We start from the raw sequence: 25,812 nt of genomic DNA, 5'->3' as shown, positions 1-25,812 counted from the left end.
CTGTTACCTATTATCTGTTACCTAATTTATGAATAAATTCCTCCGTTAATATTAATAATTTCACCTGTGATGTACGAAGATTTTTTTGATGCTAAAAAGGCAACCAAATCTGCCACTTCTTCTGCTTCACCAAATCGGTTTGCAGGAATCATTGCTTTCAATTCATCTTCGTTAAAATCCTGCGTCATATCTGTTTTTATGAAACCCGGAGCAACTGCATTTACAGTGATATTTCTTTTTGCAACTTCTTGTGCTAAAGCTTTTGTAGCTCCAACTAAAGCTCCCTTTGCCGCAGAATAATTGGTTTGTCCAGCCGTTCCTTTTACTCCAGAAACAGAAACCATATTGATAATTCTGCCATATTTGTTTCTCAACAATTTCTGAATGAAAAAATTCGTCACATTATAGAAACCATTTAAACTTGTGTTAATCACAGAATTCCAGTCTTCAATCGGCATCCACATGAATAATCCGTCTCTTGTGATTCCTGCGTTGTTTACGATAATTTCGACTACAGAATTTGGGTTATTTTCCTGCCATTCATTTAAAACTTTTTGAGTTTCCTCAGCATTTCCTACATCGAATTTAAGAATTTCGCCTGTAGAACCCAATCCTTCCACTTTAGCTAAAGTTTCCTTTGCTGCAGCTTCGTTTGAGGTATAATTAATTAAAATATGCTCAATTTTTTCTTCAGCCAGTTTTATACAGATTGCTCTTCCAATTCCTCGGGAACCACCTGTTACAATTGCACATTTCATATGTGTTTCGGTTTATTTATATATTGACAACTAGAAGCAGCCAATAATTACATTGTCTTTAAATATTTTTTCACTTCCTCCAAATAAGGATACATCACCATATCACTTGAAAATGCCGGAATGATTTTTCTGATTTCATCGTACAATTCTTTTGTTTTTGATGAAATTTGATCTTGGTAACCCAAATATTCTATCGCCTGAACAACAGTAATCGCTTCAATCGCCAAAACTTCAAAAGCATTTTCAATTACCTTTCTGCAAATCACGGCGGCATTTGTGCCCATGCTTACAATATCCTGATTATCATTATTATTAGGAATACTGTGAACGTACATCGGGTTTGATAACATCTGACTTTCTGCCGTTGTAGAAGTCGCTGTAAACTGAACACCCTGCATACCAAAATTGAAACCTAATTTACCCAAATTGACAAATGGAGGCAGAATTTCGTTGATTTTCGAGTTTAAAAGATAATTCAATTGTCTTTCAGCCAACATAGTCAACTTCGTTACAACGATTTTAAGCTTATCCATTTCTAAAGAAATATAATCTCCGTGGAAATTTCCGCCATGATAAACATGTTGATCTTTTACATTGATAATTGGATTATCGTTTGCTGAATTGATCTCATTTTCTAATACTTTTTCAGTGTATTCTAAAGTATCTAAAACCGGACCTAAAATTTGCGGAACACATCTTAAAGAATAATATTCCTGTACTTTTTCTTTGAAAACCTTTTCCTGCTCTTCAAAATGAGTATATAAATGATCTGCTCTTTTTCTGATCAATTTACTATCAGATAAATGATGACGCATTTTTTCTGCAATTTTTTGCTGACCTGCGTGAAGTTTTGTTCCATTCAACACTTCAGAAAAATGATCATCGTAAGCCTGAACGATTTCGTTGATGGCACAAGATAATTTTAATGAAATATCAGTTAACTGATTGGCTTTATAAGCATTAACAACACCTATCCCAGTCATAACAGAAGTTCCGTTCATTAACGCTAAACCTTCTCTTATTTCAACCTGAATCGGCTCTAAACCTTCAATTTCAAAAACTCCTTTCGTAGATTTCCTTTCACCTTTATAGAAAACTTCACCCTCACCAATTAAAACTAAAGCCAAATGTGCCAATTGCACCAAATCACCACTTGCTCCAACACCTCCGTGTTCGAAAATCAACGGCGTAATACCTCTGTTAATTAATTCTTTAAGTAAATTTACAACAGATTCGTGAACTCCAGAATTCCCTAATGATAATGTATTTAATCTTGCTAACATACAAGCTTTTACCTCATCAGCAGGAAGAGGATTTCCGATACCCGAAGAATGGCTCCTAATCAGATTATACTGAAGTTGGTGTGTATCTTCATCACTGATTTTAAATTGCGCCATTGGCCCAAAACCGGTATTGACACCATAAATTACTTTATTTTTTGAAAACTCTTTTAGAAAAGAAAAACTCTCATTCACCCTCTGGAGAAGTGATTGATCTAATTCTATGCTTTCGTTTTCAATAATAATTCTTTGAAAATCTCTCAGTTCTAAAAAGTTATTTATTTTCATCAATTAAAAGTAATAGTATATAATTTTGTAGAATATAATTAATTGTCACTAATTTTGCGCAAAGATAAAAAGTTTTATTAAACAAATGGACAAAGAAATTGTTGATGTTTTAGTAATTGGAGCTGGACCTTCCGGATGCGTATCTTCTGCTTATCTGAAGAAGAATAACATCAATGTGAAAGTTGTTGAAAAAACAAAATTTCCAAGATTGGTAGTCGGTGAAAGCCTTATTCCCAGAGTGATGGATCATTTCGATGAAGCCGGATTGTTTCCTGCCTTAGATAAAATGGGCTTCGAAAAAAAATTGGGAGCACGCTTTATGCGAGGAAATGAGGTCTGCATTTTTGATTTCAGCAACAAATTTGGAGAAGGATGGGACTGGACGTGGCAAGTTCCAAGAGCAGATTTCGACAATACTTTAGCTCAGGAAGTTATTAATAAAGGCGTTGACCTTGAATTCGAAACCGAAGTAATCGGAATTGAGTTTAACGGAACAGATTCTATCACCACCGTAAAGAACAAAGACGGAAAAACGAAAGAGATCCACGCAAAATTCGTGATTGATTCTAGCGGTTACGGAAGAGTTTTACCAAGACTTTTAGATTTGGAAAAACCATCGAAACTTTCTCCCCACTCTGCTATTTTTGCTCATGTAGAAGATATTAACAGAGAAGAAGGCGTAGAAGGAACTTTAATTTCTTTTGATATTATAGAAACGGAAGTCTGGCTTTGGGTAATTCCTTTTTCTAATGGAAATACAAGTATTGGAATCGTTGGACCGACTGATTATATTGAAAAATTATCTGAAAACGGAGACCCTACAGAAGCTTTGAGAAAAGCTATTTCTCTTTCTGATTATTACGTAAAACGTTTCGGAGATGTAGAATTTCTTTTTGAACCAAGACATTTAAAAGATTATTCTTGCTCGGTAAAAAGTCTTTACGGAAATGGATTTGCTTTGACGGGAAATGCATCAGAATTCCTTGATCCAGTTTTTTCTTCAGGCATGGCATTCGCTACAGAATCAGGAATGTTGGCTGCTAAATTGTCAATCCGACAGCTGAACGGAGAAACCATCGACTGGCAAAAAGAATATTCAGATTATATCTTATACGGTGTAAACGTTTTTACAACCTATGTGAAAGAATGGTACACCGGAAATCTTCAGGAATTATTTTTCCACCAACCGGAAAATCCTGATGTCAAAAGAAAAATTTGTGCAGTTTTAGCGGGCTATGTCTGGGACAAGAAAAATACTTTTGTGAGAATACACGATACTGCAGTTGTAAATCTTGCCAACTTCATTAAAGCAGAAAAACAAAAAGCATAAAAAACGGTCTGAAAATTTTCAGACCGTTTTTGTTTTATTTTAAAGCTTTTTTAAGTTCCTTCCCGAACTCTTTACCTGTCTTTTCGTAAGCTGCAGAGATCCTACCGTATTCCATTCCGTAATCTACTTTACTTCCGGTGCCTTCGATTTTATCTCCTTTTATTGTTGCTAAAACATTTGAAGGATTTGCAGTTTCAACAATTGTTATTTCTGATGATAATTTTCCGGGTTGCATTACAAAACCACTCCATCCTGCGTACATCCATTTTGGATGAATGATTAGAGTATATTTAGCTTCAATATTTTGACTGAATTTAATTTTCTTTGATTTATTTAAACCTTCAATAAATTTTTCAGTCCAAATCGTTTCCACATGCTGCTCCCAAATATCAATCCATTTTTTCCACGCTTCTTCCCCTTTTTTGGCTACCGTTTCTTTATGTCTTCTTTCTATATATTCAGTTTCCGTAAAATTATCAGCCTGAAAAAGAGGCTCTCCATAATTACGTTCAACATTAACTTCTGTCTGACCTTTTAAAAAATTCAGATTTCCAGATTCTACGGTCAGTTTATTTTGAGCGAAAATAGTTGTGGCAATTGTTAAGCACACCAATAGAAATATTTTTTTCATAGTTTAAAATATGTGATTAAAAAGAATTATCTAATAGAAACCTTTATTTTTTATTTACATAATGATTGACCTTTAAAGCAAGCATTTTTGAAGTTTTAGCATAACATTCCGCAATTCTGTCGTTATTATTCGCAATTCCGATAACGTTGTCGCCTGTCGCTTTTATACCTTCCACAACCATTAAAATATTGTTTGGGTTTTCGGTTTCCACGAAAGTCATTTTAGAACTCATTTCAGCAGGAATACTTCCTATTCCGCCAAAAAAACCTTGAGAAATCAAAGTAGGTTCAACAATTAAAGTATATTTTGTTGTTTTAAAATTGACAGACGCTTCTATGTCAGTATTTTTATTCCAAGAAGCTAAAAATTTGTCCTGAAAAGTTTTTGTTTTTGAATATTCCCAATCCTCTTTCCATTTTCCCGCCTCATCTTTGCCTTTATTTTTTTCAATTTCAGCAACTCTTTTAGCAATAAATTCATCTTCGCTTATCTTATTTTTTTCAAAAGTAACTCCATTGAACTTAAATATTACTTTTAAAAATTTTTCTCCCTTTAAAAAAATATAATCGCCGGAAATCACTTTGACTCTTTGAGCTACCAAATTTGTAGAAAGAGCAATTAGTAATAGTAATAAACTTTTTTTCATGCTTTTTATCTTAAATCAATAAACGTAATCGGTTTTCTGCTGTTTGGGTTGAAAACTGTTTTAGACAAAATATCAAAATTCACCATTTCAATTTTCGGACTAACACGAAGTTTCGCCCTGAAATGGTCTCTCACTTCCCCTTCAAAATTTTCGTCTTCTCTTTCTGTGCTTAGTTTAATGATAATTTCATCCAAACCGATTTCATTGGACTGAATAACAATTTGATAACATAAAATCCCTTCAAAATCATTCAGAATATCATTCATTGCAGGCGGATACAACGTCGTACCTTTATATTTGATCATCTGTTGCTTTCTTCCGACAACAGGTCCTAATCTCATTGTATTTCTACCACATTTACACGGCTCATAATGAGCTTTAACTAAATCCCCCGTTTTAAATCTCAACAAAGGAAGTGCCTCTACTCCTAAAGTTGTAATGGTTAACTCTCCGCTTTCTCCATCTTTCACAGAATTTCCTTCATCATCAAGAATTTCTGTGATAATTAATTCCGGATGTTGATGACCACCAACTTGAAATTCACATTCTGTAAATGCAGTGCTCATTTCTGTGGAAGCATACGTTGAAAATAATTGAATATTCCACTTTTCCTTAATTTTTTGTGAAAGAATATTATCTGTAAAATCCTGATTTTTGATACTTTCACCAATACAAACAGCTCCGTAAACGCTTGAATTTTTATAATCAATTCCATGTTTTTCAGCATAATCGATCATTTTTAAAAGAAAAGAAGGAACAGTAATCAGATATTTCGGTTGATACCTGAAAATAGAATCCCATTGAAGTTCGGGAATTCCAGGTCCCATTCTAACAACACTTGCGCCCATTTTTCTTAAACCTAAAAAATAAGCAAGTCCAGCCATAAATCTTTTGTCGATCGTTGTAATCATCTGTACAACATCACCTTTCTGAATTCCTGCACAGGCAAAAGAAATCGCTTCGTTGTAAGCTAATCTTTCAAGATCTTTATCTGACAAACCGAAAGTTACAGGATCACCAAGAGTTCCAGAAGTTGTGCTGTAATCAACAATTTGATTCTGTGGAATACAGAAAAAATCATCATTATTTTGTTGAATATCGTTTTTCGAGGTCGTTGGTATTTTCCGCAAATTTTCCAAAGTTTGAATTTCAGAAATTTGAATATTATTTTCCTTAAATAATCTTTGATAAAAAGTAGAATTTGCTTCCAGATAAGCCAAAAGCTCCTGAAGTTTTTCTTCCTGAAATATTTTTATATCCTGAATGTCTGCTTTCTCGATAGATGGGAAAAGTTTCAATAGTTTAAATTTAGAAGACAAATTTATTTAATTAAAATTAAAAGATTGAAGCAAAGCAAAAGGAAAATTTTTCTCGCACAGAGAACGCATACAATTGAAAGTAAAATTTCGACGTATTGAAATATTGAACCATTAAGATTTCTATTAAGAAGTTAAGAATATTAAGTATCGCTTCGCTTTAAGCAGAATACTTCTCAAAAAATCTATTTGATTTTTCTTAAAAAAACTTAACTTCTTAAATCTCCTTAATGGTTCAGTTTTAAAATTTTTAAATAAAATTGTGCGATTTGTTGAACAGTTAATTTTCACTTCAAACACACATATTTTTCTTACAACTTTTCAATAGACGTAATCAAAATAAAACATATATTATAAACCGACAAAAATCACTAAATTTGCCACCTTGATTAATCAACGAAATTGAGAAATTACAATGAGCCAATTTAAAGAATATAAAAACCTCAACCTTATAGATGTAGCCGAGAATGTTTCGGAATTCTGGAAAGCAAACGACACTTTCGCAAAAAGTGTAGAAACACGTCAGGGAAATCCTGAATTTGTGTTTTACGAAGGTCCGCCTTCAGCCAACGGAATGCCCGGAATTCACCACGTTATGGCAAGAGCGTTGAAAGATATTTTCTGTCGTTACCAAACTCAGAACGGAAAACAGGTTTTCCGTAAAGCGGGTTGGGACACACACGGACTTCCTGTGGAATTAGGAGTTGAAAAAGAACTCGGAATTACGAAAGAAGATATTGGCAAAAAAATTTCGATTGAAGATTACAACAAAGCTTGTCGTGAAGCGGTAATGCGCTACACAGATGTTTGGAATCACCTAACCGAAAAAATCGGGTATTGGGTAGATCTTGAAGATCCGTACATCACGTACAAGTCAAAATATATGGAGACTGTTTGGTGGTTGTTGAAGCAATTGTACAGCAAAGAATTGTTATATAAAGGCTACACCATTCAACCTTATTCTCCAAAAGCAGGAACCGGACTTTCTTCTGCAGAATTAAATATGCCCGGAACTTATCATGATGTTACCGATACAACGATTGTAGCCCAGTTTAAAGTTAAAAAAGAATCTTCTGAATTATTCAACGATGTTGAAGGAGATGTAAATATTTTAGCTTGGACGACAACTCCTTGGACCTTGCCTTCAAACACAGCTTTGGCGGTGGGAAGAGATATTGAATATATTGTCGTAAAAACTTTCAACCAATATACTTTCGAGCCGATAACCGTTGTTTTGGCAAGAGTTTTATTGGAAAAGAATTTCGGCAAAAAATTCGTGGAAGGAAGTGATGAAGATTTGGCAAACTATACTTCAGACAGCAAAACAATTCCTTTTAAAGTTTTAAAAGAATTTACGGGTGAACAACTTGCAGGAACTCAATACGAACAATTAATTCCTTGGTTTGCGCCCGATGAAACTCCCGAAAAAGCGTTCAGAGTAATCATTGGAGATTTTGTAACGACGGAAGATGGTACAGGTATTGTACACATTGCCCCTACTTTTGGTGCAGATGATGCGAGAGTTGCTAAAGATGCAGGAATCCCTCCAATGTTGATAAAAGATGAGAGTAATAATTTAGTTCCATTGGTTGATTTACAAGGTAAATTTATCAAAGGAAATAATGTTCCGGAAACTTTCTCAGGGAAATATATTAAGAACGAATATTACGACGAAGGAACTGCACCTGAAAAATCTTGGGATGTAGAATTGGCGATTTTGTTGAAAACAGAAAACAAAGCCTTCAAAGTAGAAAAATATGTTCACAGCTACCCGCATTGTTGGAGAACCGATAAACCAGTTTTATATTATCCATTAGATTCTTGGTTTGTAAAAATGACCGCTGTAAAGGATAGATTGGTTCAATTAAACAAAGAAATCAACTGGAAACCTAAATCAACAGGAGAAGGACGTTTTGCCAATTGGATTGAAAATGTAAACGACTGGAATCTTTCCCGTTCAAGATATTGGGGAATTCCATTGCCAATCTGGAGAACAGAAGATTTAAAAGAAGAAAAAATCATCGGTTCTATTGAAGAATTATACAATGAAATTGAAAAATCAATCGCAGCAGGATTTATGACAGAAAATCCTTTCAAAGGTTTTGAGATTGGAAATATGTCTGAAGAAAACTATTCTTTGGTTGATTTACATAAAAATATTGTTGATAAAATTGTTTTAGTTTCAGATTCAGGAAAAGCAATGAACCGCGAAAGTGACTTGATCGACGTTTGGTTCGATTCAGGGTCTATGCCTTATGCGCAATTGCATTATCCTTTTGAAAACAAAGAATTAATTGACACCAATAAAGCTTTCCCGGCAGATTTCATCGCTGAAGGTGTTGACCAGACTCGTGGATGGTTCTACACGCTTCATGCTATTGGAACAGCAGTTTTTGATTCAGTTGCTTATAAAAATGTAATGAGTAACGGGCTCGTTTTGGATAAAAACGGTATGAAGATGTCAAAATCTAAAGGTAACGCAGTTGATCCGTTTGAAACTCTTGCGGTTTACGGTCCGGATGCAACTCGTTGGTACATGATTTCCAATGCAAATCCTTGGGAAAATTTGAAATTCGACAAAGATGGAATTGATGAAGTGAGAAGAAAATTCTTCGGAACGCTTTACAACACGTATTCTTTCTTCTCTTTATATGCAAATGTCGACGGATTTAATTATTCTGAAAAAGATGTTGAAAATCGTCCAGAAATCGACCGTTGGATTTTATCTGAATTGAATCTTTTAATCAAAGAAGTAAAAGCATTCTACGAAGATTACGAGCCAACAAGAGTGGCAAGATCGATCAGCAATTTCGTAAATGACAATTTATCAAACTGGTACGTAAGATTATGCAGAAGACGTTTCTGGAAAGGAGATTATTCTGATGATAAAATCTCTGCTTACCAGACTTTATATACTTGTCTTGAAACTGTTGCCAAATTATCAGCGCCAATCGCTCCGTTCTTTATGGATCAATTGTATCAGGATTTGAACAAAGTAACAGGAAAAGACAGCGTAGAATCTGTGCATTTAACAGACTTTCCGGTTGCAGATGAAAGTTTAATTGATCAAGATTTGGTTGAAAAAACGCATTTGGCACAAAACATTACAAGTATGGTTTTCTCTTTGAGAAAAAAGGAAAACGTAAAGGTGCGTCAACCGTTGCAAAAAGTGTTGATTCCTGTGTTAGACAAGAAAACGGAAGAGCAAATTTTAGCCGTTGCAGAATTAATTAAACAAGAAGTTAACGTTAAAGAATTACAGTTAATCAATGCTGAAGAAGCATCACATTTAATTGTAAAACAGATTAAGCCCAACTTTAAAACTTTAGGCTCGAGACTTGGAAAAGACATGAAAGCGGTTGGTAGTGAAATCACTAATCTTTCTGCCGAACAAATCTCATCTTTAGAAAAAGAAGGAAGCATCGAAATTCAAGGCTACGAAATAACAACTGCAGATGTAGAAATTTCTACGAAAGACATCCCGGGATGGACGGTAACTTCCGACGGGAAAACAACTGTGGCACTAGATTTGAAGATGACTGATGAATTGAAATCTGAAGGTATCGCAAGAGAATTTATCAACAGGATCCAAAATCTTAGAAAAGAGAAAGATTTTGAATTAACAGACAGAATAAGCATCGTTTTGGAAGAAAACACTCCGTTTTGGGAACAGATTAAGCAAAATGAAGAATATATTTCATCTGAGGTCTTGTCAAATAAAATAGAAATTGTATCTTCACTTTCAAATTTTAACGAAATCGACATCGATGAGATTAAATTTAAAGTGAATGTTGAAAAAAATTAATATATAACTATTGTTTTTTCAATTTCCAAATCATAAATTTATTAAAAAAGAAAAAGACAATGCAAGACGAAAGAGTAAAATACAACGACTCTGATTTACAAGAGTTTAAAAAGATAATCAAAGAAAAAATTGAGAAAGCAGAGAAAGATTTACAGCTAATCAGAGAAAGCTTTATCAATGATCAAAATAACGGAACAGATGATACCTCGCCTACTTTCAAAGCTTTTGAAGAAGGTGCAGAAACGCTGAGCAAAGAGCAAAACTCTATTTTGGCAGGAAGACAGGAAAAGTTTGTAAGAGATCTTAAAAATGCTTTGATAAGAATTGAAAACAAAACTTATGGCGTTTGTAGAGTAACAGGTAAACTGATTCCAAAGGAAAGACTTTTGGCTGTACCGCACGCTACTTTGAGTATTGAAGCTAAAAATATGAAGAGATAATTATTTTTATCTTATTTTTGTAAATAATTAATTGGGTTTATATAATGTTTTACAGCATTGTATAAACCTAATTTTTAATTATATCTATGAGTGAATTTTTGATTTTAGGTATTATCCTCGTTGCCGTTTTATGGTTTTTTAATAAAGATCGGATCAAAAACAGATTCTATACTGATAAGCCTAAAAATCTGACAATCGATCAGCAATTCAACTCAGACAAACGAGAAAGGGAAAAGGAAATCGACAGACTTCTCAGCAAAATGGGCAAGAACGGAATCAATGACCTTTCTGCTAAAGACAGAAAAAGACTAGACGAACTTTCTAAGCATTAAATAAGCACTGCTAGAACTTACGTTTTAGCAAGACTACAAATAATAAATTAAAATGGAAGCATTAATTGTACACCCAAAAAATCAAATGGAGCTGAATGCGCTGAAAAGTGTGATGAAAGACATGGGAATTCGATATGAAAAATTTCATACCAGAGGCGCAAAAACTCAAACTTTTGAGAAAAAAGCTCCTGTTAAGAAAGAAAATACTGGTAAGGATTTTAAAGACAAACCAAAGACGAATAGGTAATGAAGAAGATTGCACTCATCACTTTTCTTATTTTATTAATAGATCAGGCTTCAAAAATTTACATCAAAACGAATTTTAACCTGAATGACAGTATTCCTGTTTTTCCGGGTTTTAAACTGACATTTGTAGAAAATCCGGGCATGGCGTATGGTTTTCATTTTGGAGGAATGCTTGGTAAATATTTTTTGGTGATTGTTCGTATTTTTCTGATTGGAGGAATGGTTTATCTGTTTAATAAATGGCTGAAAAGAGGCGAATCTAATTATCTGATTATTCCAATGGCTATTATTTTTGCCGGAGCTATTGGAAATTTAATTGACGGAATGTTTTATGGATTAATTTTCGACAGTGGAATGATCTATGACGAAAACGTAAATCAATGGATTGGTTACGGTGGGGTTTCTAAACTGGTTCCTTTCGGTGAAGGATATTCTACATTTATGAAAGGTTGCGTTGTTGATATGCTTCATTTCCCTTTGGTAGATTGGTACGTTCCGGAAAGCTGGCCTTTAATTGGAGGAAAGCATCTCGAATTCTTTAAATACATCTTTAATGTTGCAGATTCTGCTATCACTGTGGGGGCTGCATTGCTTTTAATTTTCAGAAAAAAAGCTTTTCCAAACGGACTCGAGTTCTAAAATATTTCATACTTTTATGAAACCTTCAAGGTTTACAATGTATGAAAACAATTATAAAAAATATATTCAAAATTTTCCTGCTACTTTTTGTGGCAGGAATTATTTTTATCATCTGGTCAAATTTTACAATTAATAATCAGTCAGAAGATTACGTAACGTCTAATATTTCAACTTTACCAAATGAAAAAACCGGACTTCTTTTAGGAACAAGTAAAACTTTATCCAACGGAGCACCGAATGCTTATTTCTTCAATCGAATTGAGGCAGCTTCGCAATTATATAAATCAGGGAAAATTCAGAATATCATCGTGAGTGGTGATAATTCTAAGAAAGATTATAACGAGCCGGAAGAAATGAAAAACGAGCTTATCAAAGCCGGAGTTCCCGCTGATAAAATTTTTGAAGATTTTGCAGGTTTCAGAACTTTGGATTCTGTTTTAAGAGCTAAAGAAATATTTGGGCAAAATTCATACATTATTATTTCTCAGAGATTTCATAACGAAAGAGCGGTTTATCTTGCAAGGAAAAACGGAATTGAAGCTTGGGGTTACAATGCTGCAGATGTAAATAAATATGCCGGAATAAAAACCAATGCAAGAGAGAAACTAGCGAGAGCAAAGGTTTTCTGGGATTTTATTTTTGGTGTTGAACCGAAATTTGGTGGGGAGAAAATTTTGATTCCGTAAATGAAACTTTTACAATTCTTCACAGTTTGTTTGATTCTTTTTTCCTGTAAAAAAGAAAACATTTATTATTATTCTGACAACAAACCAATTAAAGACAGTACGGTCATTCGTTTTGTGGATGAAGAACTCGAAAAACTTAAAATTGATACAAAAGAGAAGAATTTAAAAATTTATACAACTTTAGATTCAACATCGTACAAAAGCAATCTCGATTCTATTAGAAATAGAATTTTTGAAATATCTTTAGAATACAGTCTTAAGCCTGAAGATAAAAAAGCTTTTGATGAATGGTTCAGAGAAAAAATAATTGTTGTAGATAATCATACCGGAAAAGTTGTAAACTTTTATAGTTCTTTTAGAAATAAAAAATATGATCGAAATGACGTTTCACTTGGAGGATTAAGAAAGATAATCAGAATAGGTAATACACTTTATATAAATTCAAACTCTGAGATTTCTGAAAATTATTTAGCTAATTATCCTTCTCAAATAACATCTGGAAAAGATTTGGAAATAAAACAAGAAGAAGTTCAATTCCTATCGAAATTTAATATAATCAATCTCAACACGAAAGGTTATATTTACAATTACATTCCATATTTAGATGCAATTAAAATATTTCAAACCTACAATGATGGTCTAATGAAAAAACCTTCTGTGATAGAGAAAGTTTTGATCAATGAGAAAATGGTTTATTTGAAAAAAGATAATCCACGCAAAATTTTCGACACAAAATCATTACAAAAAATCCGACATCTATTTAGTTATCAGAAAGAATATTCTTTCGGCGCTTTCAAGAATCAACTTACAAATACACAGAATTTAATTTTTTTTGGTACAAATTCAGATTACAACATAATTATTAATGATGGAAAATACACATATTTGATTTATATTTTTGGAACTGTGATTACAAATCTAGATAAAAAAGAATATAAAATCATTTCGCCACAGATTTTTAAGAAAATTGAGATCAAATACTACAACGCAATTAGAAAGTAATTTTCCTTAAATTTGCAATTCATTAATTTTTTAAAATAATTTTAAACAAATGTCAAGAATTCTTACCGGCATACAAGCCACCGGAACACCGCACCTTGGAAACCTTTTGGGTGCAATTATTCCTGCAGTAGAGCTTTCTAAGCAAGCAGGAAACGAATCATTTTTATTCATTGCGAATCTACATTCGTTGACTCAGATTAAAGATGCAAAAGAACTTAAAAATAACACCTACGAAATTGCTGCAGCTTGGCTTGCTTGCGGACTTGATACCGAAAAAACATTTTTTTACAGACAGAGCGACATCCCTGAAACCTGTGAACTTTCTTGGCATTTATCATGTTTTTTTCCTTATCAAAGATTGACTTTAGCACATTCATTTAAAGATAAAGCAGACCGTTTGCAGGATGTAAATGCAGGGTTGTTTACCTATCCTATTTTGATGGCTGCAGATATTTTATTATACGACGCAGAAATTGTTCCTGTAGGAAAAGATCAGCTTCAACATTTGGAAATTGCACGTGATGTTGCTTCAAGATTCAATAATCAGATGGGTGAAGTTTTGGTTTTACCTCAAGCCGAATTGCAGGAAGACACCAAATACGTTCCCGGACTTGATGGTCATAAAATGTCTAAATCAAGAGGAAACATCATCAATATTTTCTTACCAGAAAAAGAATTGAAAAAGCAAATAATGAGCATCGAAAGCGATTCTAAATCTTTAGAAGAACCGAAAGATCCTTCTACAGACAAGACTTTTGCCATTTATGAATTGATTGCGACGCCTGAACAAACAGAAGAATTAAGAGCAAAATATTTAGCTGGAAATTTTGGGTATGGTCATGCTAAAAAAGAACTTTTAGACTTAATTTTAACAAGATTTGAAAAAGAAAGAGAATTGTTTTCTTACTATATGAACAATCTTGAAGAGCTTGAAGCAAAACTTCAGGAAGGAGCAGCAAAAACAAGAGTTATTGCTACGGAAACGATTAAAAGAGTGAGAGAAAGTTTGGGAATTTAATTCTGAAATTTTCTGATAAATAATACGTTTCGGCGGCACCAAAGGTGCCGCCGAAACTATTTAAATATGTCTTTACAAATATTCTTTAATCTGAAAAAGATGCTTTATCACTTTCAGATCTTCTACTTCTTTATTTTCATTTAAAAGATCAAAGAAAATAACATCCATGCCGAAGTTCTGAGCACCGATTACATCCGCAATCCAATCGTCGCCAATCAGAATACTTTCTTCTTTTTTAGCATCAGAAAGTCCTAACGAATACTCAAAAATAGCAGAATTAGGTTTTCTTACTCCAACCGAGTCTGCACTGGTAATCGTCTGAAAATAATGATCAATTTTTGAAAGAATACATTTTCTTTCCGTTACTTCCTGAAAACCGTTTGAAATGATATGAAGCGTATAATCTTTAGCTTTTAAATAGTCTAAAATATATTGTGCGCCTTCAACCAAATGATTATAATTCAGAATTTTATCTAAAAAATGTTCTTCAAAGAACATAGATAATTCTAAATCATCAATTCCAAAACGCTTGAATGTATCGTAAAATCGGTGTTTTCTAAGGTATTCTTTATCAATTTCGCCGTCTCTGATCTGTTCCCAAAGTTTTTCATTGATTTTGTGATATACAGAATGAAATGCTTCAAAATCAACATTGTATTTTAAAGTAATTTCTTCTTTATCAAAAAGATCTTTGATTGTCAAATAAGCATTTCTGCGGTGATCCCAAAGCGTATTGTCGAGATCAAAAAAAATGTGCTGAATTTTCATACAGCACAAAATTAATGATTTTTAATTTTTTGAAAGATGGTAATGATTTTTTTTAATCTTTACGACCTCAAGATTTTTTGAGAAATTTAGCAAAAAATCAATAGTTCGTTTTTTAGGTTTCAAACTTTTCATTTTTAAAGAATCGTTATTTTTCATAGGCAAAAATTACTTTTTCTTTAAAACGTGAAAAATATTGAATTATTATCTCGTCAAGACAATATTATTTTCTTCCATTATTTTTCTTAGGTTGATCAATGCATACCGAACACGCCCCAAAGTCGTATTAATGCTCATATCTGTATGATCCGCAATTTCTTTAAAACTCAATCCGTCGAAAAACCTGAGTTTTATCACCTCTTGTTGGTTTTCAGGTAAAAACTGCAACATTTTTAGCAAATCTTCTTGAATCTGCAAACTAACCAACTGATCTTCAATATTTTCAGAAGGTTCTCTAATTAAATCGAAAATAGAAAATTCGTCACTTTCAAAAGTAGTTTCTGAAACTTTTATGTTTTTTGCTTTTGCACGAAAATGATCGATAATAAGATTCTGTGCAATTCTTTTTGCCCAAAGAATAAATTTCCCCTCTTCATTGTAACGCCCTTCTTTAAGCATTACAATAATTTTAATAAAGGTATCCTGGAAAATATCATTCGCCAAATCCTGATCATTTATTTTATATAAAATAAACGTAAACAATTCTCTTTGGTGGCGATGTATTAGGGTTGATAATGCTTCTTCGTCTCCTTTTTGGTACAGAGAAATTAATAGACTATCCGTTGATTTCATAACTCTTCTCATTATTATCCGTCGACAAACATTTTCCTGATTAGAATCAAGTTATTTTAGTTTGCCAAAACAGTATTAGAGTAAAGTCTTATCTATAAGCATTCAATTATGCTGTAAATATAAATAAAATTTTAATAACTGTTAACCAATTATTAAATATTCTAAAGAATTATTTAAAAAAAACTACTTTAACATATCATGTAAGAAAGCTGTTGGAATATTTAGTGTGAAATTTACATTTACCCCTTTTAATTCTTTACCATTTAGACCAGAATTTCCAAGAGGGAAAGCATAACCACCTGTTAAATCTAAAATTCCAAAAAGAGTAACCCCAATCTTGGGAGCCACATATTTATTGGTTCCCTCAACTCCAGCAAGAAAATAATAGGAATGATAGAAATCTACATTTCTTTCGAAATTCAGCAAAATGTCTGCCTGTAATTTGGGCATAATAGCAAACTCAGAATTCGCAGAACCCATTAAAGCAGAAGCTCCCAAACGATAAATGACATCATCATTCTTAAGAAACATCAACTTCCCTCCTACTTCACCGAAGCTTTGGTTTTGGTAAACGTATCCTACATTGATCATTTTATGTACCGTGTACTGCGCTTTTACAAAAGTGCTTACAAAAAAAATAAAAAGTATAGAGATTGCAGATCGCATATTCATTGTAAAATATTTAAGTGTAAAAATAAAAAAAACTGCTTTAGCATATTCATGTTAAAGCAGTTTCTATACCGAAAAGCAGAATTAAATTCCGAAAGCGGATTTAATTTCTTCTACTTTATCTAATTTTTCCCATGTGAAAAACTCTAACCCAGTAAGAGTCAACTCATTTTTATGACCTTTATTAAAGGTTTTATCTGCAACGAAATGCTCTCTTCCCATGTGCCCGTAAGAAGCAGTTTCCTGGTAGATAGGATTTCTTAATTTTAAATTTTGCTCGATAGCGTAAGGTCTCAAATCGAAAACGGTAGACACTTTTTTAGCGATTTCACCATCATTTAAACCAACTTTAGAAGTTCCGTAAGTATTGATGTATAAACCACAAGGTTCAGCAACACCAATTGCATAAGAAACCTGCACCAAAACTTCATCTGCAACACCTGCAGCAACCAAGTTTTTAGCAATGTGTCTTGTAGCATATGCAGCACTTCTGTCTACTTTTGAAGGATCTTTTCCAGAGAAAGCACCACCACCGTGAGCACCTTTTCCACCGTACGTATCAACGATGATTTTTCTTCCTGTAAGACCTGTATCTCCGTGAGGACCTCCGATTACGAATTTCCCTGTAGGATTGATGTGATATTTAATTTGATCATTAAATAAAGCCTTGATTTCTTCAGTCTGCAATGCTACAACTCTAGGAATCAAAATCGTTTTAATATCTTCTCTGATTTTATTTAACATTTCTTCTTCAGCTCCGAAATCGTCATGCTGAGTAGAAACTACAATAGAATCAATTCTTACCGGTTTGTGATCGTCAGAATACTCAATGGTTACCTGAGATTTTGCATCTGGACGAAGATATTTGATTTCAGAATCTTCTCTTCTGATTGCAGAAAGTTCTTTAAGAATAGTATGAGCCAAATCTAAAGCTAAAGGCATATAGTTTGCCGTTTCGTTTGTAGCATACCCGAACATCATTCCCTGATCTCCCGCTCCTTGTGCGTTTGCTTTTGTTTCGAAAGTTTCGTCAGCAACAATTCTGTCAACACCTTGATTAATATCCGGAGACTGCTCGTGAATTGCAGAAATTACTCCACAAGAATCACCATTAAACATATATTCTCCTTTTGTATAACCAATTCCGTTGATTACTTCTCTTGCAATAGTCTGAACATCTAAATAAGCATCAGATTTTACCTCTCCTGCCAAAACCACCTGTCCTGTAGTAACCAAAGTTTCACAAGCTACCTTTGAAGTTTTGTCGTAGGCTAAAAAGTTATCGATAAGTGCGTCGGAAATCTGATCGGCAATTTTATCCGGATGTCCTTCTGAAACAGATTCAGATGTAAATAAATAAGACATATTATTCTTTGTATTTTTTAGATTAAAAATGTGAAGAAAAAATGAATAATTGCCCGAAAATGCTAAAATAGAATTACTGTTTTAGCATTTTTTTAGAGAGGTTGCAATCAGGTCAAATTTTTCCTCGTTAATAAACGTCTGCAAAGTTAAGTACTATTTTTTAATACTCAAAAACTTTTATCGATTATTATATTTTTATTGAAACATGCTTTAAATTGCCTCAAAATACAATTATTGAGGCTTGATGCTTACAAAATCTTTTGGAGCATTATTGAAATTAAGCTTCGTTTCTAAAGAAGTTTTTATAAAAGAACTCAACTCGTCAATGATTTTTTGCTTAAATGTTGGCTTATAATAAATGATCTTAATCTCTCTGTATGGGAAAGGTTTTTTAAACCTGTAAACTTTACCTTTTTGCTCTTCTGAAAGTTGATTTAATGCTAATTCAGGTAAAATACTGATTCCGCCCACTTTGTCAACCATATGAACCAAAGTCTGGATATTGGACGCTAAGAAGTCTAAATTTTTAGGTTTCAACGTATTTTCTTTTAAATGACAAATATTTTCAAACTGATTTCTCAGACAGTTACCTTCTTCCAAAAGCCAAACCTTTTCTACATTTAATTCTTCAGGAACGATAAACGTATTTTTTTTATTTGCTTCGGTATCTGAACTGTAGATCATCAATTCTTCATTAAATAAGAAATCCTGATAAAATTCGTTGGCATTATCATAAGGCGTAGAAATAATTCCCGCATCTAGCTCTCCAGCTTTCAGAGCTTTGATAATGTTATCCGTCGTCATTTCCTTTACATTCATCTGGACTTTAGGATTATCTTGTAGAAAATGGAAAATTTCCGTAGGTAAAATAAACGACGAAACTGTCGGAATGATCCCTAAGTTAATGGTACCTCCCAAAATATTATTCAATAAATTAGCCTTGTTTTTAAGCTCATTTACAGCCTCGATGATTACCTTAGCTTGGTCTATAATTTGCAGTCCTACATCCGTGGTTCTGATTGGATGAGTTGTTCTGTCAAAAACCTTTACATCCAGCTCATCTTCAAACTTCTGTATCATTGCACTTAATGTTGGCTGAGTGATAAAACACGCTTGAGCGGCTTTCCCAAAATGCTTATACTTATCTACAGCGATAAGATATTCCAATTGCTGAATGTTCATTTGATTAATATTATCTATGACAAAGATATAACGTTTTTGGCAGAAGCCATTAAAAATTCAACTAAATTTGATTCTGAAAAATGGAATGAATCTCAAATCATAACTATATGGATAATAAAAAATTAACGACAAGCAGCGGAGCACCTTATTATGAACACCAGGATTCTCAAACAGTCGGAACACGTGGTCCGGTATTGTTACAAGATTTTATCTTACAGGAAAACCTTGCTCATTTTGTGAGAGAAAGAATTCCTGAAAGAATAGTTCATGCTAAAGGAAGTGGAGCTTACGGAAAATTTACAGTCACTCATGACATTACAAAATATACAAAGGCTAAATTATTTTCTCAGGTAGGAAATTCTTGCAAAATGTTTGCCCGTTTCTCTACCGTTGGTGGCGAAAAAGGAAGTGCAGATACGGCAAGAGACCCTAGAGGATTTGCTTTAAAATTTTATACTGAAGACGGAAATTGGGATTTAGTAGGGAACAACACCCCGGTTTTCTTTATTAAAGATGCTAAAAAGTTTCCTGATTTTATACATACCCAAAAAAGAGTTCCAAAAACCAATTTGAAAAGCGCCACCATGATGTGGGATTTCTGGAGTTTAAACCCGGAATCGCTACACCAAGTTCTTATTCTAATGTCAGATAGAGGAACTCCTTATGGTTTTAGACACATGCACGGATTTGGCTCTCACACTTTTTCGATGATCAATGATAGGAACGAAAGAGTTTGGGTGAAATTTCATTTTAAAACAAAACAAGGCATCAAAAATTTTAATGATGCTGATGCTACAAAAATGGCTGGCGAAAATCCTGACTTTGCACAGGAAGATCTTTGCAATGCTATCGACAACGGTGATTACCCAAAATGGACCATGTATATCCAGGTAATGACCGAAGAGCAAGCAAACGAATTCAGATGGAATCCTTTTGACGTAACCAAAGTATGGTTTCAAGGTGATTTCCCGCTAATTGAAGTTGGCGAAATGGAACTGAATGAAGTTCCCGTCAATTATTTTGCTCATGTTGAACAATCTACATTCTCCCCAAGTAATTTAATAAACGGAATTAGTTTTTCACCGGACAAAATGCTTCAAGGAAGATTATTCTCTTATCCAGATGCACATCGATACAGAGTGGGAGTGAATGCTCACCATCTTGAAGTTAACAGATGTCCTTTTGCCATCAACAATTATCAAAGAGATGGATTTATGGCTGATTCTAGCGGATATCAGGATAAACCCAACTATCACCCAAATAGTTTTGATAACATCCAACCGGATTCTTCATACAAAAATTTCGAATATGAATTAGACAGCAATCATGTGGCTAATTTTAACAGAAATGAAAATGATGACGACCATTATACTCAACCTGGCCTTTTATATACAAAAGCAATGAGCCAGGAAGACAGAGAACATCTGGCAAACAATATCATAGGCAGCATGAGAGGAATTGACGGGCCTAAAAAAGACGAGATTATCAACCGCCAGTTATGCCATTTTTTCAGGGCAAATATTGAGCTTGGCATGAAAGTGGCATCAGGATTAAGTGTCAATATAGACGCCAACATGATGAATCATTTAAAGTAAACTATTAAATAATAAACACTTAAAAGGGAAAAAAGTCATTTTTTTCCCTTTTTATTTGTAAAAAATTTTTAATTTGCAAGTTCTTAAAGATTAAGGGAATAATGACTTACGAAAATATACTGGTAAAGAAAAACGAAAAAACAGCTGTAATTACAATCAACAGACCTGAAAGTTTAAATGCACTCAATGCACAAACCATAAAAGAAATCAGCAGTGCATTGGATGAATTACAATCTGACAATGAGGTGAGAGTAATTATTTTAACCGGAAGCGGAGAAAAATCATTCGTAGCTGGTGCAGATATAAAAGAATTTAGTAACTTTAATCAGGAAAAAGCAGAAGAATTAGCAAGAAACGGACAAAACATTCTTTTTGACAAAATAGAAAACCTGTCTAAACCAGTAATTGCTGCAGTAAATGGTTTTGCTTTAGGCGGAGGTTTAGAATTGGCAATGGCTTGTCACATCAGATATGCATCAGATAATGCTAGACTTGGTCTTCCTGAAGTAACTTTAGGACTTATTCCTGGGTATGGAGGAACCCAAAGGCTTCCAAAATTAGTAGGAAAAGGAATTGCTAATGAAATGATTTTTTCAGCAAAAATGGTTCCTGCACAAAAGGCAAAAGAAATTGGTTTGGTAAATGAGATCTTCCCTATTGGTGAGCTTCTTTCTAAAACAGAAGAACTGGCAAAAACAATTGCTAATAATTCTCCAATGGCAATTTCCCGCGCTATTAAAGCAACCAATCTGTCTGATACCGACAAAGGTTTTGAAGCTGAAATTAAATATTTTGGCGAACTTTTTGATTTAGAAGACAAAAAAGAAGGAGTTTCAGCTTTTATTGAAAAAAGAAAGCCCAACTTCTAATATACCAACACAAATTATTTCGAAAATAAACGATGCAGACGTATAATAAGTTTGATAAAGCTTATCTAAAAATGGCTCAGGAGTGGGCAAAACTTTCCTACTGTGAAAGAAAACAAGTAGGAGCTCTTATCGTAAAAGATAGGATGATTATTTCTGATGGATACAATGGTACCCCATCTGGTTCTGAGAACTGCTGTGAGGACGAAACAGGCAAAACGCATTGGTACGTCTTACACGCAGAAGCAAATGCTATTTTGAAACTAGCAGGCTCTACACAGTCTGCTCGGGGTGCAACATTGTACCTTACCTTATCACCTTGTAAAGAATGCAGTAAGCTGATTTTACAGGCAGGTATTTCAAGACTAGTTTATATCAATGCTTACTCGGATGATGAGGGAATTGCTTTCTTAAAAGAACATCAAATTGAAATAATACAGGTTTCAGAAAGAGAGTTAAAAATTTAAAAAAAACACAACACAATGACTTGGGATGAAAAAATTAAAGATTTCGAAATCTTTCTTCGCTTTGAAAGAAATTTTTCAGAAAACACGCTTGACGCTTATATCCGCGACATCAAAAAACTTAAAGACTACGCAATAGGCGACCTTGATAACACTGGTCCTGAAAAGATTACCTATGATAATCTACAGGAATATATTTTCACGTTGTCTAAACAAAAATTCAGTGAAAGATCGCAGGCAAGATGGATTTCTTCCATTAAAGCTTTTTTCAGGTATTTATTAGAAGACGAAATTCGTATCGACAACCCTTCAACATTACTGGAAGGGCCAAAATTAGGTTTATACTTACCTGATACTTTAAGCCTAGCTGATATTGAAAAAATTATCCAAGCTATCGAAATAAGTTCAGATTTAGGTAAAAGAAATCACTGCATTATTGAGGTACTTTATGGATGCGGACTAAGAGTTTCTGAATTGATTGATGTTAAAATTTCTAATATCAATTTCAAGGAAAACTACATTAAAGTAATTGGAAAGGGAAACAAAACACGTTTTGTACCTTTAGCTCAATTCACTGCCAAACTTTTAAAAGAATATATCAGCAACGTACGTTCTAAAAGTAAGGTCAATAAAAAGCACGAAGACACTCTTTTTCTTAACAGTAGAGGAACTTCGATGTCTCGTGTGATTGTATTTATAATCATTAAAGAACTTACCGATAAAGCAGGAGTGAGCAAGAAAATATCTCCGCATACTTTCAGACATTCTTTTGCTACGCATTTATTGCAAAACGGAGCCGATTTACGCTATATCCAGGAAATGCTGGGGCATTCAAGCATTACAACAACCGGAATTTACACCCATTTAAAAACAGAAGAACTTCGAGATGTGATATTAAACTATCACCCGAGAAACTCTAATATTGCTTAATGAAAATATTAAAATTTTGTCCGAATTGCGGAAATAAAACCCTCAATTGGGACGGAGAAAAAAAATGGAGCTGCCCTGAGTGCAGCTTCACTTTATATAATAATGTTGCGGGAGCTGTTGCTGTAGTAATTCGCTGTGGGAACGAAATCTACTTAACGCGAAGAAATCAGGAGCCTAAAAAAGGAAAATTAGATTTGGCCGGTGGATTTGTTGACCCTAAAGAAAGCGCAGAAAACACTTGCAAAAGGGAACTTTTTGAGGAATTACAGCTTGAAATTGACATTAAAAACCTGAGATATTTAACGAGCCTTCCAAATGTATATCAATACAAAGAAATTGATTACAATACAATTGATTTGTTTTATGAATATCGAGTTTCAGAGAAATTTGAAGTCAATATAGAATTATCTGAAATTTCAGAAACTCAATGGATTCATATCTCCGAAATTAATTTCGATGATATCGCTTTTGATTCTCAGAAAAAATTCTTTGAAGAGTATTTGAAAAATTTTAGTTAATCTTTTCTTTAGTACTTTTTAGAGTCTAAGACTTCTTGAAAATAAACATTTAAAAGCTTTCTTTCATTGGTTGAAAGGTTAGCTTTTTCGTGGTAAATGATATACGCAGGCATTGGCATCATTTTATTGTCAACCATCTCGATTGCTCGGGTAAGCATTTTGTGCTTCAAATCTTTATTATATGTATCCCAAATAGAGAAATTTAAATATTTTCTTCCATCGTTCACATGGCTTTTAATTGACCAGGAAAACGGAGCGACATATGCATATTTAGGGTAAACCGTTTCATCGGAATGACAATCATAGCATGCATTTTTAAGTAATGTAACTACTTCTTTCGGAGCATTTTCAACCTTAATAAAGTTTTTGCGTTGATCTACAGGCTTATTTACCTTATCCACAGGAATAAACTGAATGATTGCAAAGCCTACTAAACACCAAAAAACTATTTTCTTAAACTTCTGCATTATCTTCTCAATTGTAAGTCATTATTCCCACCTCTAGTTCCAGAATTAGTATTCTGAATAGAGCTATTATTGGATGGATTTATCGTTGATTTATTTTCGCCAGCCTGCCCTTTTGCCGTACTGGTAGCGGTACCAAATTTACTGATGTCCAGTACTCGTGTATCTTTCAAATCCCAAGTTTCTTTTGACGTCCATAAAGGTCGAATAACTGCAGTCTTGTAATAAGTATAAGAGTCTTCTGCAAAAGTAGACGTTTCAAAATCTGCAGGATCCCAATATCCATTTTCGTTATTATCTACCAAAATACGGATAATATATTCTGCAGGTTTTAATACATCAAACATGACCGAATTTCCACTTGTATATACTTGATATATTGCTTTTTCTGAAGAATCTAAAAGTTGGAGCCAATATTTTTTAGTTGGAGCATTTTCCAATGTAATCGACAGATTTCCATAATTTTCAATCTTATCAACTTCAAAATCAAAACGTTTTGACTCAGAATTTTTATCATAATAAGAAGAAATAGTCGTTTTAGGAATGGTCAATTGATATTTTTTCCCGGATACAAAATCTGATGTTATCAAAATCTGATAAGGATTGGTCTGAGATATTTTTGCCGTAAATGGCTGTACAATTGTGCTGTCAATTTTCAAAGTCCATTTCTCTGGATTAATTTTATCAATAAGGTAATTAGACGAAATTTTGAAAGTAGTTTTCGGAGGCAATAAAGACCCTCCATTTTCGCTGATAACATCCATCACGTTCTTTTTATTGTACTTATAAAAAGAAACAACAGTATCCTGCTTTGTTCCGGTATCGTAGCTGAATTCTAGTTTTTCGTTTACAGTTTGCCCAACATCACTTTTCACAGCGTCAAACCAAATCTTTACAGAATCTGATTTTGGCTTGTGAGTTACTTTGATGTCTTTCAGTTTTTCATTTATAGAAAGTACTTTTACCTCTTCAGGATTCCCTTCAAAAGTCATTAAAATTCCTCCCGGCATTTCTTTTAATTCAGGATTTTTAAATGGTTTTTTAGACGGAAATAATTTTAAATTTAAGCCTGAAATAGATTTCTCAACAACGACCGTATCTTTCTGAAATGCTATTTTCTCTTTTCCAGGATTGTAGATAGAATTTTCGTTATCGTCATCAAAAGCAATAATTTTGTATTTTCCTTTAGCAAGATAATTGAGCTCATAATAACCGTCGTCATCTACTTTTGTAATGTAATACGGTTTCTGTTTATAGTCCATACTATCTTTCAATTGATAAAGACCAACCACCATTTTATTATCAGAACTGCTTTTCTTTTTTAAAGCTAATGCATCTGTAACCACTCCACTTATATATAAATCATCAAGCTTTTCACCTGTAGAAAACGCAAAATTATAATATCTCAATACATTACCTTCGCTGTTATCAACGATTGCATTTCCAAAATTAAAATTATACGTTGTATTTGCCTGTAAAGTATCGGTCCACTGAATCACCATATATTTATTGGCAATATTGGAAGGTAGAATTCTTTTGATATTCTTTATAGGTGGCGAAATATTAAGATTTTTATTAATGTCCTTTAAGGTAATATATTCATTAAAATCAATACGAAGTTCTTTAATATCTCTTCTTACATTGACTCTTGCGGAATCTATATTTGAACCTATAGCCTCAGGAGCCAAAGTATCTTTAAGACCTCCGATTGGTGAGCCTACTCTTGCACAAGACTGTACAAGAATTCCGATGATGAATAAAAGAAGAAATCTTTTCATGAAATTA

26 protein-coding genes are annotated in these 25,812 nt (G+C 33.4%); 14 read left to right on the top strand and 12 right to left on the bottom strand.

Annotated elements, in window-relative coordinates; genetic code table 11:
- Positions 1–26: 26 nt before the first annotated feature.
- Together flxB and flxA are read right to left on the bottom strand one after the other, a co-directional pair.
- On the bottom strand, positions 27–758 hold the full coding sequence (flxB, locus tag B5X64_RS12225; RefSeq protein WP_079465523.1) for a flexirubin biosynthesis SDR family reductase FlxB: 732 nt from the start codon (positions 756–758) through the stop codon (positions 27–29).
- A gap of 47 nt (positions 759–805) precedes the next feature.
- Positions 806–2,326 carry a flexirubin biosynthesis tyrosine ammonia-lyase FlxA gene (gene flxA, locus B5X64_RS12220; RefSeq protein ID WP_079465522.1) on the bottom strand — a complete coding sequence of 507 codons (1,521 nt, stop codon included), beginning with the start codon at positions 2,324–2,326 and terminating at the stop codon, positions 806–808.
- Between the two features lie 85 nt (positions 2,327–2,411).
- Between flxA and B5X64_RS12215 the strand changes: the two genes are divergently transcribed.
- On the top strand, positions 2,412–3,656 hold the full coding sequence (locus B5X64_RS12215) for an NAD(P)/FAD-dependent oxidoreductase (protein WP_079465521.1): 1,245 nt from the start codon (positions 2,412–2,414) through the stop codon (positions 3,654–3,656).
- Between the two features lie 34 nt (positions 3,657–3,690).
- On the opposite strand, the gene B5X64_RS12210 is transcribed toward B5X64_RS12215, so the two are convergent.
- Genes B5X64_RS12210 through flxY form a run of 3 tightly spaced genes read right to left on the bottom strand, consistent with a single transcriptional unit; the run spans position 3,691 to position 6,231 of the window.
- The gene (locus B5X64_RS12210) at positions 3,691–4,287 is read right to left on the bottom strand and encodes a hypothetical protein (RefSeq protein ID WP_079465520.1); all 597 of its coding nucleotides are present in this window, start codon (positions 4,285–4,287) and stop codon (positions 3,691–3,693) included.
- Positions 4,288–4,330: 43 nt separating this feature from the next.
- The gene (locus tag B5X64_RS12205; RefSeq protein WP_079465519.1) at positions 4,331–4,933 is read right to left on the bottom strand and encodes a hypothetical protein; all 603 of its coding nucleotides are present in this window, start codon (positions 4,931–4,933) and stop codon (positions 4,331–4,333) included.
- A 5-nt stretch (positions 4,934–4,938) separates the two neighbouring features.
- The gene (flxY, locus tag B5X64_RS12200; protein WP_079465582.1) at positions 4,939–6,231 is read right to left on the bottom strand and encodes a flexirubin biosynthesis putative acyl-CoA ligase FlxY; all 1,293 of its coding nucleotides are present in this window, start codon (positions 6,229–6,231) and stop codon (positions 4,939–4,941) included.
- A gap of 433 nt (positions 6,232–6,664) precedes the next feature.
- Between flxY and ileS the strand changes: the two genes are divergently transcribed.
- From ileS to trpS, 8 genes are all read left to right on the top strand, one after another.
- A complete protein-coding gene (gene ileS / locus B5X64_RS12195) occupies positions 6,665–10,054 on the top strand; it encodes an isoleucine--tRNA ligase (protein WP_079465518.1) in 3,390 nt (1,129 codons plus the stop codon).
- A gap of 59 nt (positions 10,055–10,113) precedes the next feature.
- Positions 10,114–10,494 carry a TraR/DksA family transcriptional regulator gene (locus B5X64_RS12190; protein ID WP_066678201.1) on the top strand — a complete coding sequence of 127 codons (381 nt, stop codon included), beginning with the start codon at positions 10,114–10,116 and terminating at the stop codon, positions 10,492–10,494.
- 86 nt (positions 10,495–10,580) lie between these two features.
- Positions 10,581–10,826: a DUF6576 domain-containing protein gene (locus B5X64_RS12185; protein WP_079465517.1), complete on the top strand. Its 246-nt coding sequence runs from the start codon at positions 10,581–10,583 to the stop codon at positions 10,824–10,826.
- Between the two features lie 52 nt (positions 10,827–10,878).
- Complete coding sequence (locus B5X64_RS12180) at positions 10,879–11,073, top strand: DUF2683 family protein (RefSeq protein WP_066678196.1); 195 nt, start codon at positions 10,879–10,881, stop codon at positions 11,071–11,073.
- On the top strand, positions 11,073–11,711 hold the full coding sequence (locus B5X64_RS12175) for a lipoprotein signal peptidase (RefSeq protein ID WP_079465516.1): 639 nt from the start codon (positions 11,073–11,075) through the stop codon (positions 11,709–11,711). Before B5X64_RS12180 ends, B5X64_RS12175 begins: the two co-directional genes overlap by 1 nt.
- 41 nt (positions 11,712–11,752) lie before the next feature.
- Complete coding sequence (locus B5X64_RS12170; RefSeq protein ID WP_079465515.1) at positions 11,753–12,397, top strand: SanA/YdcF family protein; 645 nt, start codon at positions 11,753–11,755, stop codon at positions 12,395–12,397.
- On the top strand, positions 12,398–13,399 hold the full coding sequence (locus B5X64_RS12165) for a hypothetical protein (RefSeq protein WP_079465514.1): 1,002 nt from the start codon (positions 12,398–12,400) through the stop codon (positions 13,397–13,399).
- 49 nt (positions 13,400–13,448) lie between these two features.
- Entirely contained in the window at positions 13,449–14,417 is a 969-nt protein-coding gene (gene trpS / locus B5X64_RS12160) for a tryptophan--tRNA ligase (protein WP_079465513.1), read from the top strand.
- Positions 14,418–14,489: 72 nt separating this feature from the next.
- On the opposite strand, the gene B5X64_RS12155 is transcribed toward trpS, so the two are convergent.
- The 5 genes from B5X64_RS12155 to B5X64_RS12135 form a co-directional block, all read right to left on the bottom strand.
- Positions 14,490–15,185 carry a YjjG family noncanonical pyrimidine nucleotidase gene (locus B5X64_RS12155; RefSeq protein ID WP_079465512.1) on the bottom strand — a complete coding sequence of 232 codons (696 nt, stop codon included), beginning with the start codon at positions 15,183–15,185 and terminating at the stop codon, positions 14,490–14,492.
- A 201-nt stretch (positions 15,186–15,386) separates the two neighbouring features.
- Positions 15,387–15,974, bottom strand: a complete 588-nt coding sequence (locus B5X64_RS12150; RefSeq protein WP_079465581.1) for an RNA polymerase sigma factor — start codon at positions 15,972–15,974, stop codon at positions 15,387–15,389.
- 183 nt (positions 15,975–16,157) lie between these two features.
- Positions 16,158–16,640, bottom strand: a complete 483-nt coding sequence (locus B5X64_RS12145) for a hypothetical protein (protein WP_079465580.1) — start codon at positions 16,638–16,640, stop codon at positions 16,158–16,160.
- Between the two features lie 87 nt (positions 16,641–16,727).
- Positions 16,728–18,008, bottom strand: a complete 1,281-nt coding sequence (metK, locus tag B5X64_RS12140) for a methionine adenosyltransferase (RefSeq protein ID WP_079465511.1) — start codon at positions 18,006–18,008, stop codon at positions 16,728–16,730.
- 231 nt (positions 18,009–18,239) lie between these two features.
- Entirely contained in the window at positions 18,240–19,190 is a 951-nt protein-coding gene (locus B5X64_RS12135) for a LysR substrate-binding domain-containing protein (protein ID WP_079465510.1), read from the bottom strand.
- Between the two features lie 107 nt (positions 19,191–19,297).
- On the opposite strand from B5X64_RS12135, the gene B5X64_RS12130 reads away from it, so the two are divergent.
- From B5X64_RS12130 to B5X64_RS12110, 5 genes are all read left to right on the top strand, one after another.
- Positions 19,298–20,785: a catalase gene (locus B5X64_RS12130; protein ID WP_079465509.1), complete on the top strand. Its 1,488-nt coding sequence runs from the start codon at positions 19,298–19,300 to the stop codon at positions 20,783–20,785.
- A 101-nt stretch (positions 20,786–20,886) separates the two neighbouring features.
- Positions 20,887–21,654, top strand: coding sequence for an enoyl-CoA hydratase-related protein (locus tag B5X64_RS12125; protein ID WP_079465508.1), 768 nt, complete (start codon positions 20,887–20,889; stop codon positions 21,652–21,654).
- 32 nt (positions 21,655–21,686) lie between these two features.
- Complete coding sequence (locus tag B5X64_RS12120) at positions 21,687–22,118, top strand: deoxycytidylate deaminase (protein WP_079465507.1); 432 nt, start codon at positions 21,687–21,689, stop codon at positions 22,116–22,118.
- Positions 22,119–22,133: 15 nt separating this feature from the next.
- Positions 22,134–23,045, top strand: a complete 912-nt coding sequence (gene xerD, locus B5X64_RS12115; RefSeq protein WP_079465506.1) for a site-specific tyrosine recombinase XerD — start codon at positions 22,134–22,136, stop codon at positions 23,043–23,045.
- On the top strand, positions 23,045–23,563 hold the full coding sequence (locus B5X64_RS12110) for an NUDIX hydrolase (RefSeq protein ID WP_079465505.1): 519 nt from the start codon (positions 23,045–23,047) through the stop codon (positions 23,561–23,563). The genes xerD and B5X64_RS12110 overlap by 1 nt, the downstream gene beginning before the upstream one ends.
- Positions 23,564–23,571: 8 nt before the next feature.
- Here the strand turns inward: B5X64_RS12110 and B5X64_RS12105 are convergent, their stop codons facing one another.
- Positions 23,572–24,030 carry a heme-binding domain-containing protein gene (locus B5X64_RS12105; protein ID WP_079465504.1) on the bottom strand — a complete coding sequence of 153 codons (459 nt, stop codon included), beginning with the start codon at positions 24,028–24,030 and terminating at the stop codon, positions 23,572–23,574.
- Entirely contained in the window at positions 24,030–25,805 is a 1,776-nt protein-coding gene (locus B5X64_RS12100; RefSeq protein WP_079465503.1) for an Ig-like domain-containing domain, read from the bottom strand. The genes B5X64_RS12105 and B5X64_RS12100 overlap by 1 nt, the downstream gene beginning before the upstream one ends.
- Between the last annotated feature and the right edge of the window lie 7 nt (positions 25,806–25,812).

It is taken from the genome of Chryseobacterium balustinum, assembly GCF_900168205.1.
Taxonomy (GTDB): domain Bacteria; phylum Bacteroidota; class Bacteroidia; order Flavobacteriales; family Weeksellaceae; genus Chryseobacterium; species Chryseobacterium balustinum.
Note: the sequence above shows the minus strand (reverse complement) of the source record. Positions and strands in the feature narration are given on the sequence as shown.

What these genes read in the sequence shown, in the direction of transcription:
- flxB (WP_079465523.1), bottom strand. Translation starts at nt 758, where the DNA reads ATGAAATGTGCAATTGTAACAGGTGGTTCCCGAGGAATTGGAAGAGCA.
- flxA (WP_079465522.1), bottom strand. Translation starts at nt 2,326, where the DNA reads ATGAAAATAAATAACTTTTTAGAACTGAGAGATTTTCAAAGAATTATT.
- B5X64_RS12215 (WP_079465521.1), top strand. Translation starts at nt 2,412, where the DNA reads ATGGACAAAGAAATTGTTGATGTTTTAGTAATTGGAGCTGGACCTTCC.
- B5X64_RS12210 (WP_079465520.1), bottom strand. Translation starts at nt 4,287, where the DNA reads ATGAAAAAAATATTTCTATTGGTGTGCTTAACAATTGCCACAACTATT.
- B5X64_RS12205 (WP_079465519.1), bottom strand. Translation starts at nt 4,933, where the DNA reads ATGAAAAAAAGTTTATTACTATTACTAATTGCTCTTTCTACAAATTTG.
- ileS (WP_079465518.1), top strand. Translation starts at nt 6,665, where the DNA reads ATGAGCCAATTTAAAGAATATAAAAACCTCAACCTTATAGATGTAGCC.
- B5X64_RS12190 (WP_066678201.1), top strand. Translation starts at nt 10,114, where the DNA reads ATGCAAGACGAAAGAGTAAAATACAACGACTCTGATTTACAAGAGTTT.
- B5X64_RS12185 (WP_079465517.1), top strand. Translation starts at nt 10,581, where the DNA reads ATGAGTGAATTTTTGATTTTAGGTATTATCCTCGTTGCCGTTTTATGG.
- B5X64_RS12180 (WP_066678196.1), top strand. Translation starts at nt 10,879, where the DNA reads ATGGAAGCATTAATTGTACACCCAAAAAATCAAATGGAGCTGAATGCG.
- B5X64_RS12175 (WP_079465516.1), top strand. Translation starts at nt 11,073, where the DNA reads ATGAAGAAGATTGCACTCATCACTTTTCTTATTTTATTAATAGATCAG.
- B5X64_RS12170 (WP_079465515.1), top strand. Translation starts at nt 11,753, where the DNA reads ATGAAAACAATTATAAAAAATATATTCAAAATTTTCCTGCTACTTTTT.
- B5X64_RS12165 (WP_079465514.1), top strand. Translation starts at nt 12,398, where the DNA reads ATGAAACTTTTACAATTCTTCACAGTTTGTTTGATTCTTTTTTCCTGT.
- trpS (WP_079465513.1), top strand. Translation starts at nt 13,449, where the DNA reads ATGTCAAGAATTCTTACCGGCATACAAGCCACCGGAACACCGCACCTT.
- B5X64_RS12155 (WP_079465512.1), bottom strand. Translation starts at nt 15,185, where the DNA reads ATGAAAATTCAGCACATTTTTTTTGATCTCGACAATACGCTTTGGGAT.
- B5X64_RS12150 (WP_079465581.1), bottom strand. Translation starts at nt 15,974, where the DNA reads ATGAAATCAACGGATAGTCTATTAATTTCTCTGTACCAAAAAGGAGAC.
- B5X64_RS12145 (WP_079465580.1), bottom strand. Translation starts at nt 16,640, where the DNA reads ATGCGATCTGCAATCTCTATACTTTTTATTTTTTTTGTAAGCACTTTT.
- metK (WP_079465511.1), bottom strand. Translation starts at nt 18,008, where the DNA reads ATGTCTTATTTATTTACATCTGAATCTGTTTCAGAAGGACATCCGGAT.
- B5X64_RS12135 (WP_079465510.1), bottom strand. Translation starts at nt 19,190, where the DNA reads ATGAACATTCAGCAATTGGAATATCTTATCGCTGTAGATAAGTATAAG.
- B5X64_RS12130 (WP_079465509.1), top strand. Translation starts at nt 19,298, where the DNA reads ATGGATAATAAAAAATTAACGACAAGCAGCGGAGCACCTTATTATGAA.
- B5X64_RS12125 (WP_079465508.1), top strand. Translation starts at nt 20,887, where the DNA reads ATGACTTACGAAAATATACTGGTAAAGAAAAACGAAAAAACAGCTGTA.
- B5X64_RS12120 (WP_079465507.1), top strand. Translation starts at nt 21,687, where the DNA reads ATGCAGACGTATAATAAGTTTGATAAAGCTTATCTAAAAATGGCTCAG.
- xerD (WP_079465506.1), top strand. Translation starts at nt 22,134, where the DNA reads ATGACTTGGGATGAAAAAATTAAAGATTTCGAAATCTTTCTTCGCTTT.
- B5X64_RS12110 (WP_079465505.1), top strand. Translation starts at nt 23,045, where the DNA reads ATGAAAATATTAAAATTTTGTCCGAATTGCGGAAATAAAACCCTCAAT.
- B5X64_RS12105 (WP_079465504.1), bottom strand. Translation starts at nt 24,030, where the DNA reads ATGCAGAAGTTTAAGAAAATAGTTTTTTGGTGTTTAGTAGGCTTTGCA.
- B5X64_RS12100 (WP_079465503.1), bottom strand. Translation starts at nt 25,805, where the DNA reads ATGAAAAGATTTCTTCTTTTATTCATCATCGGAATTCTTGTACAGTCT.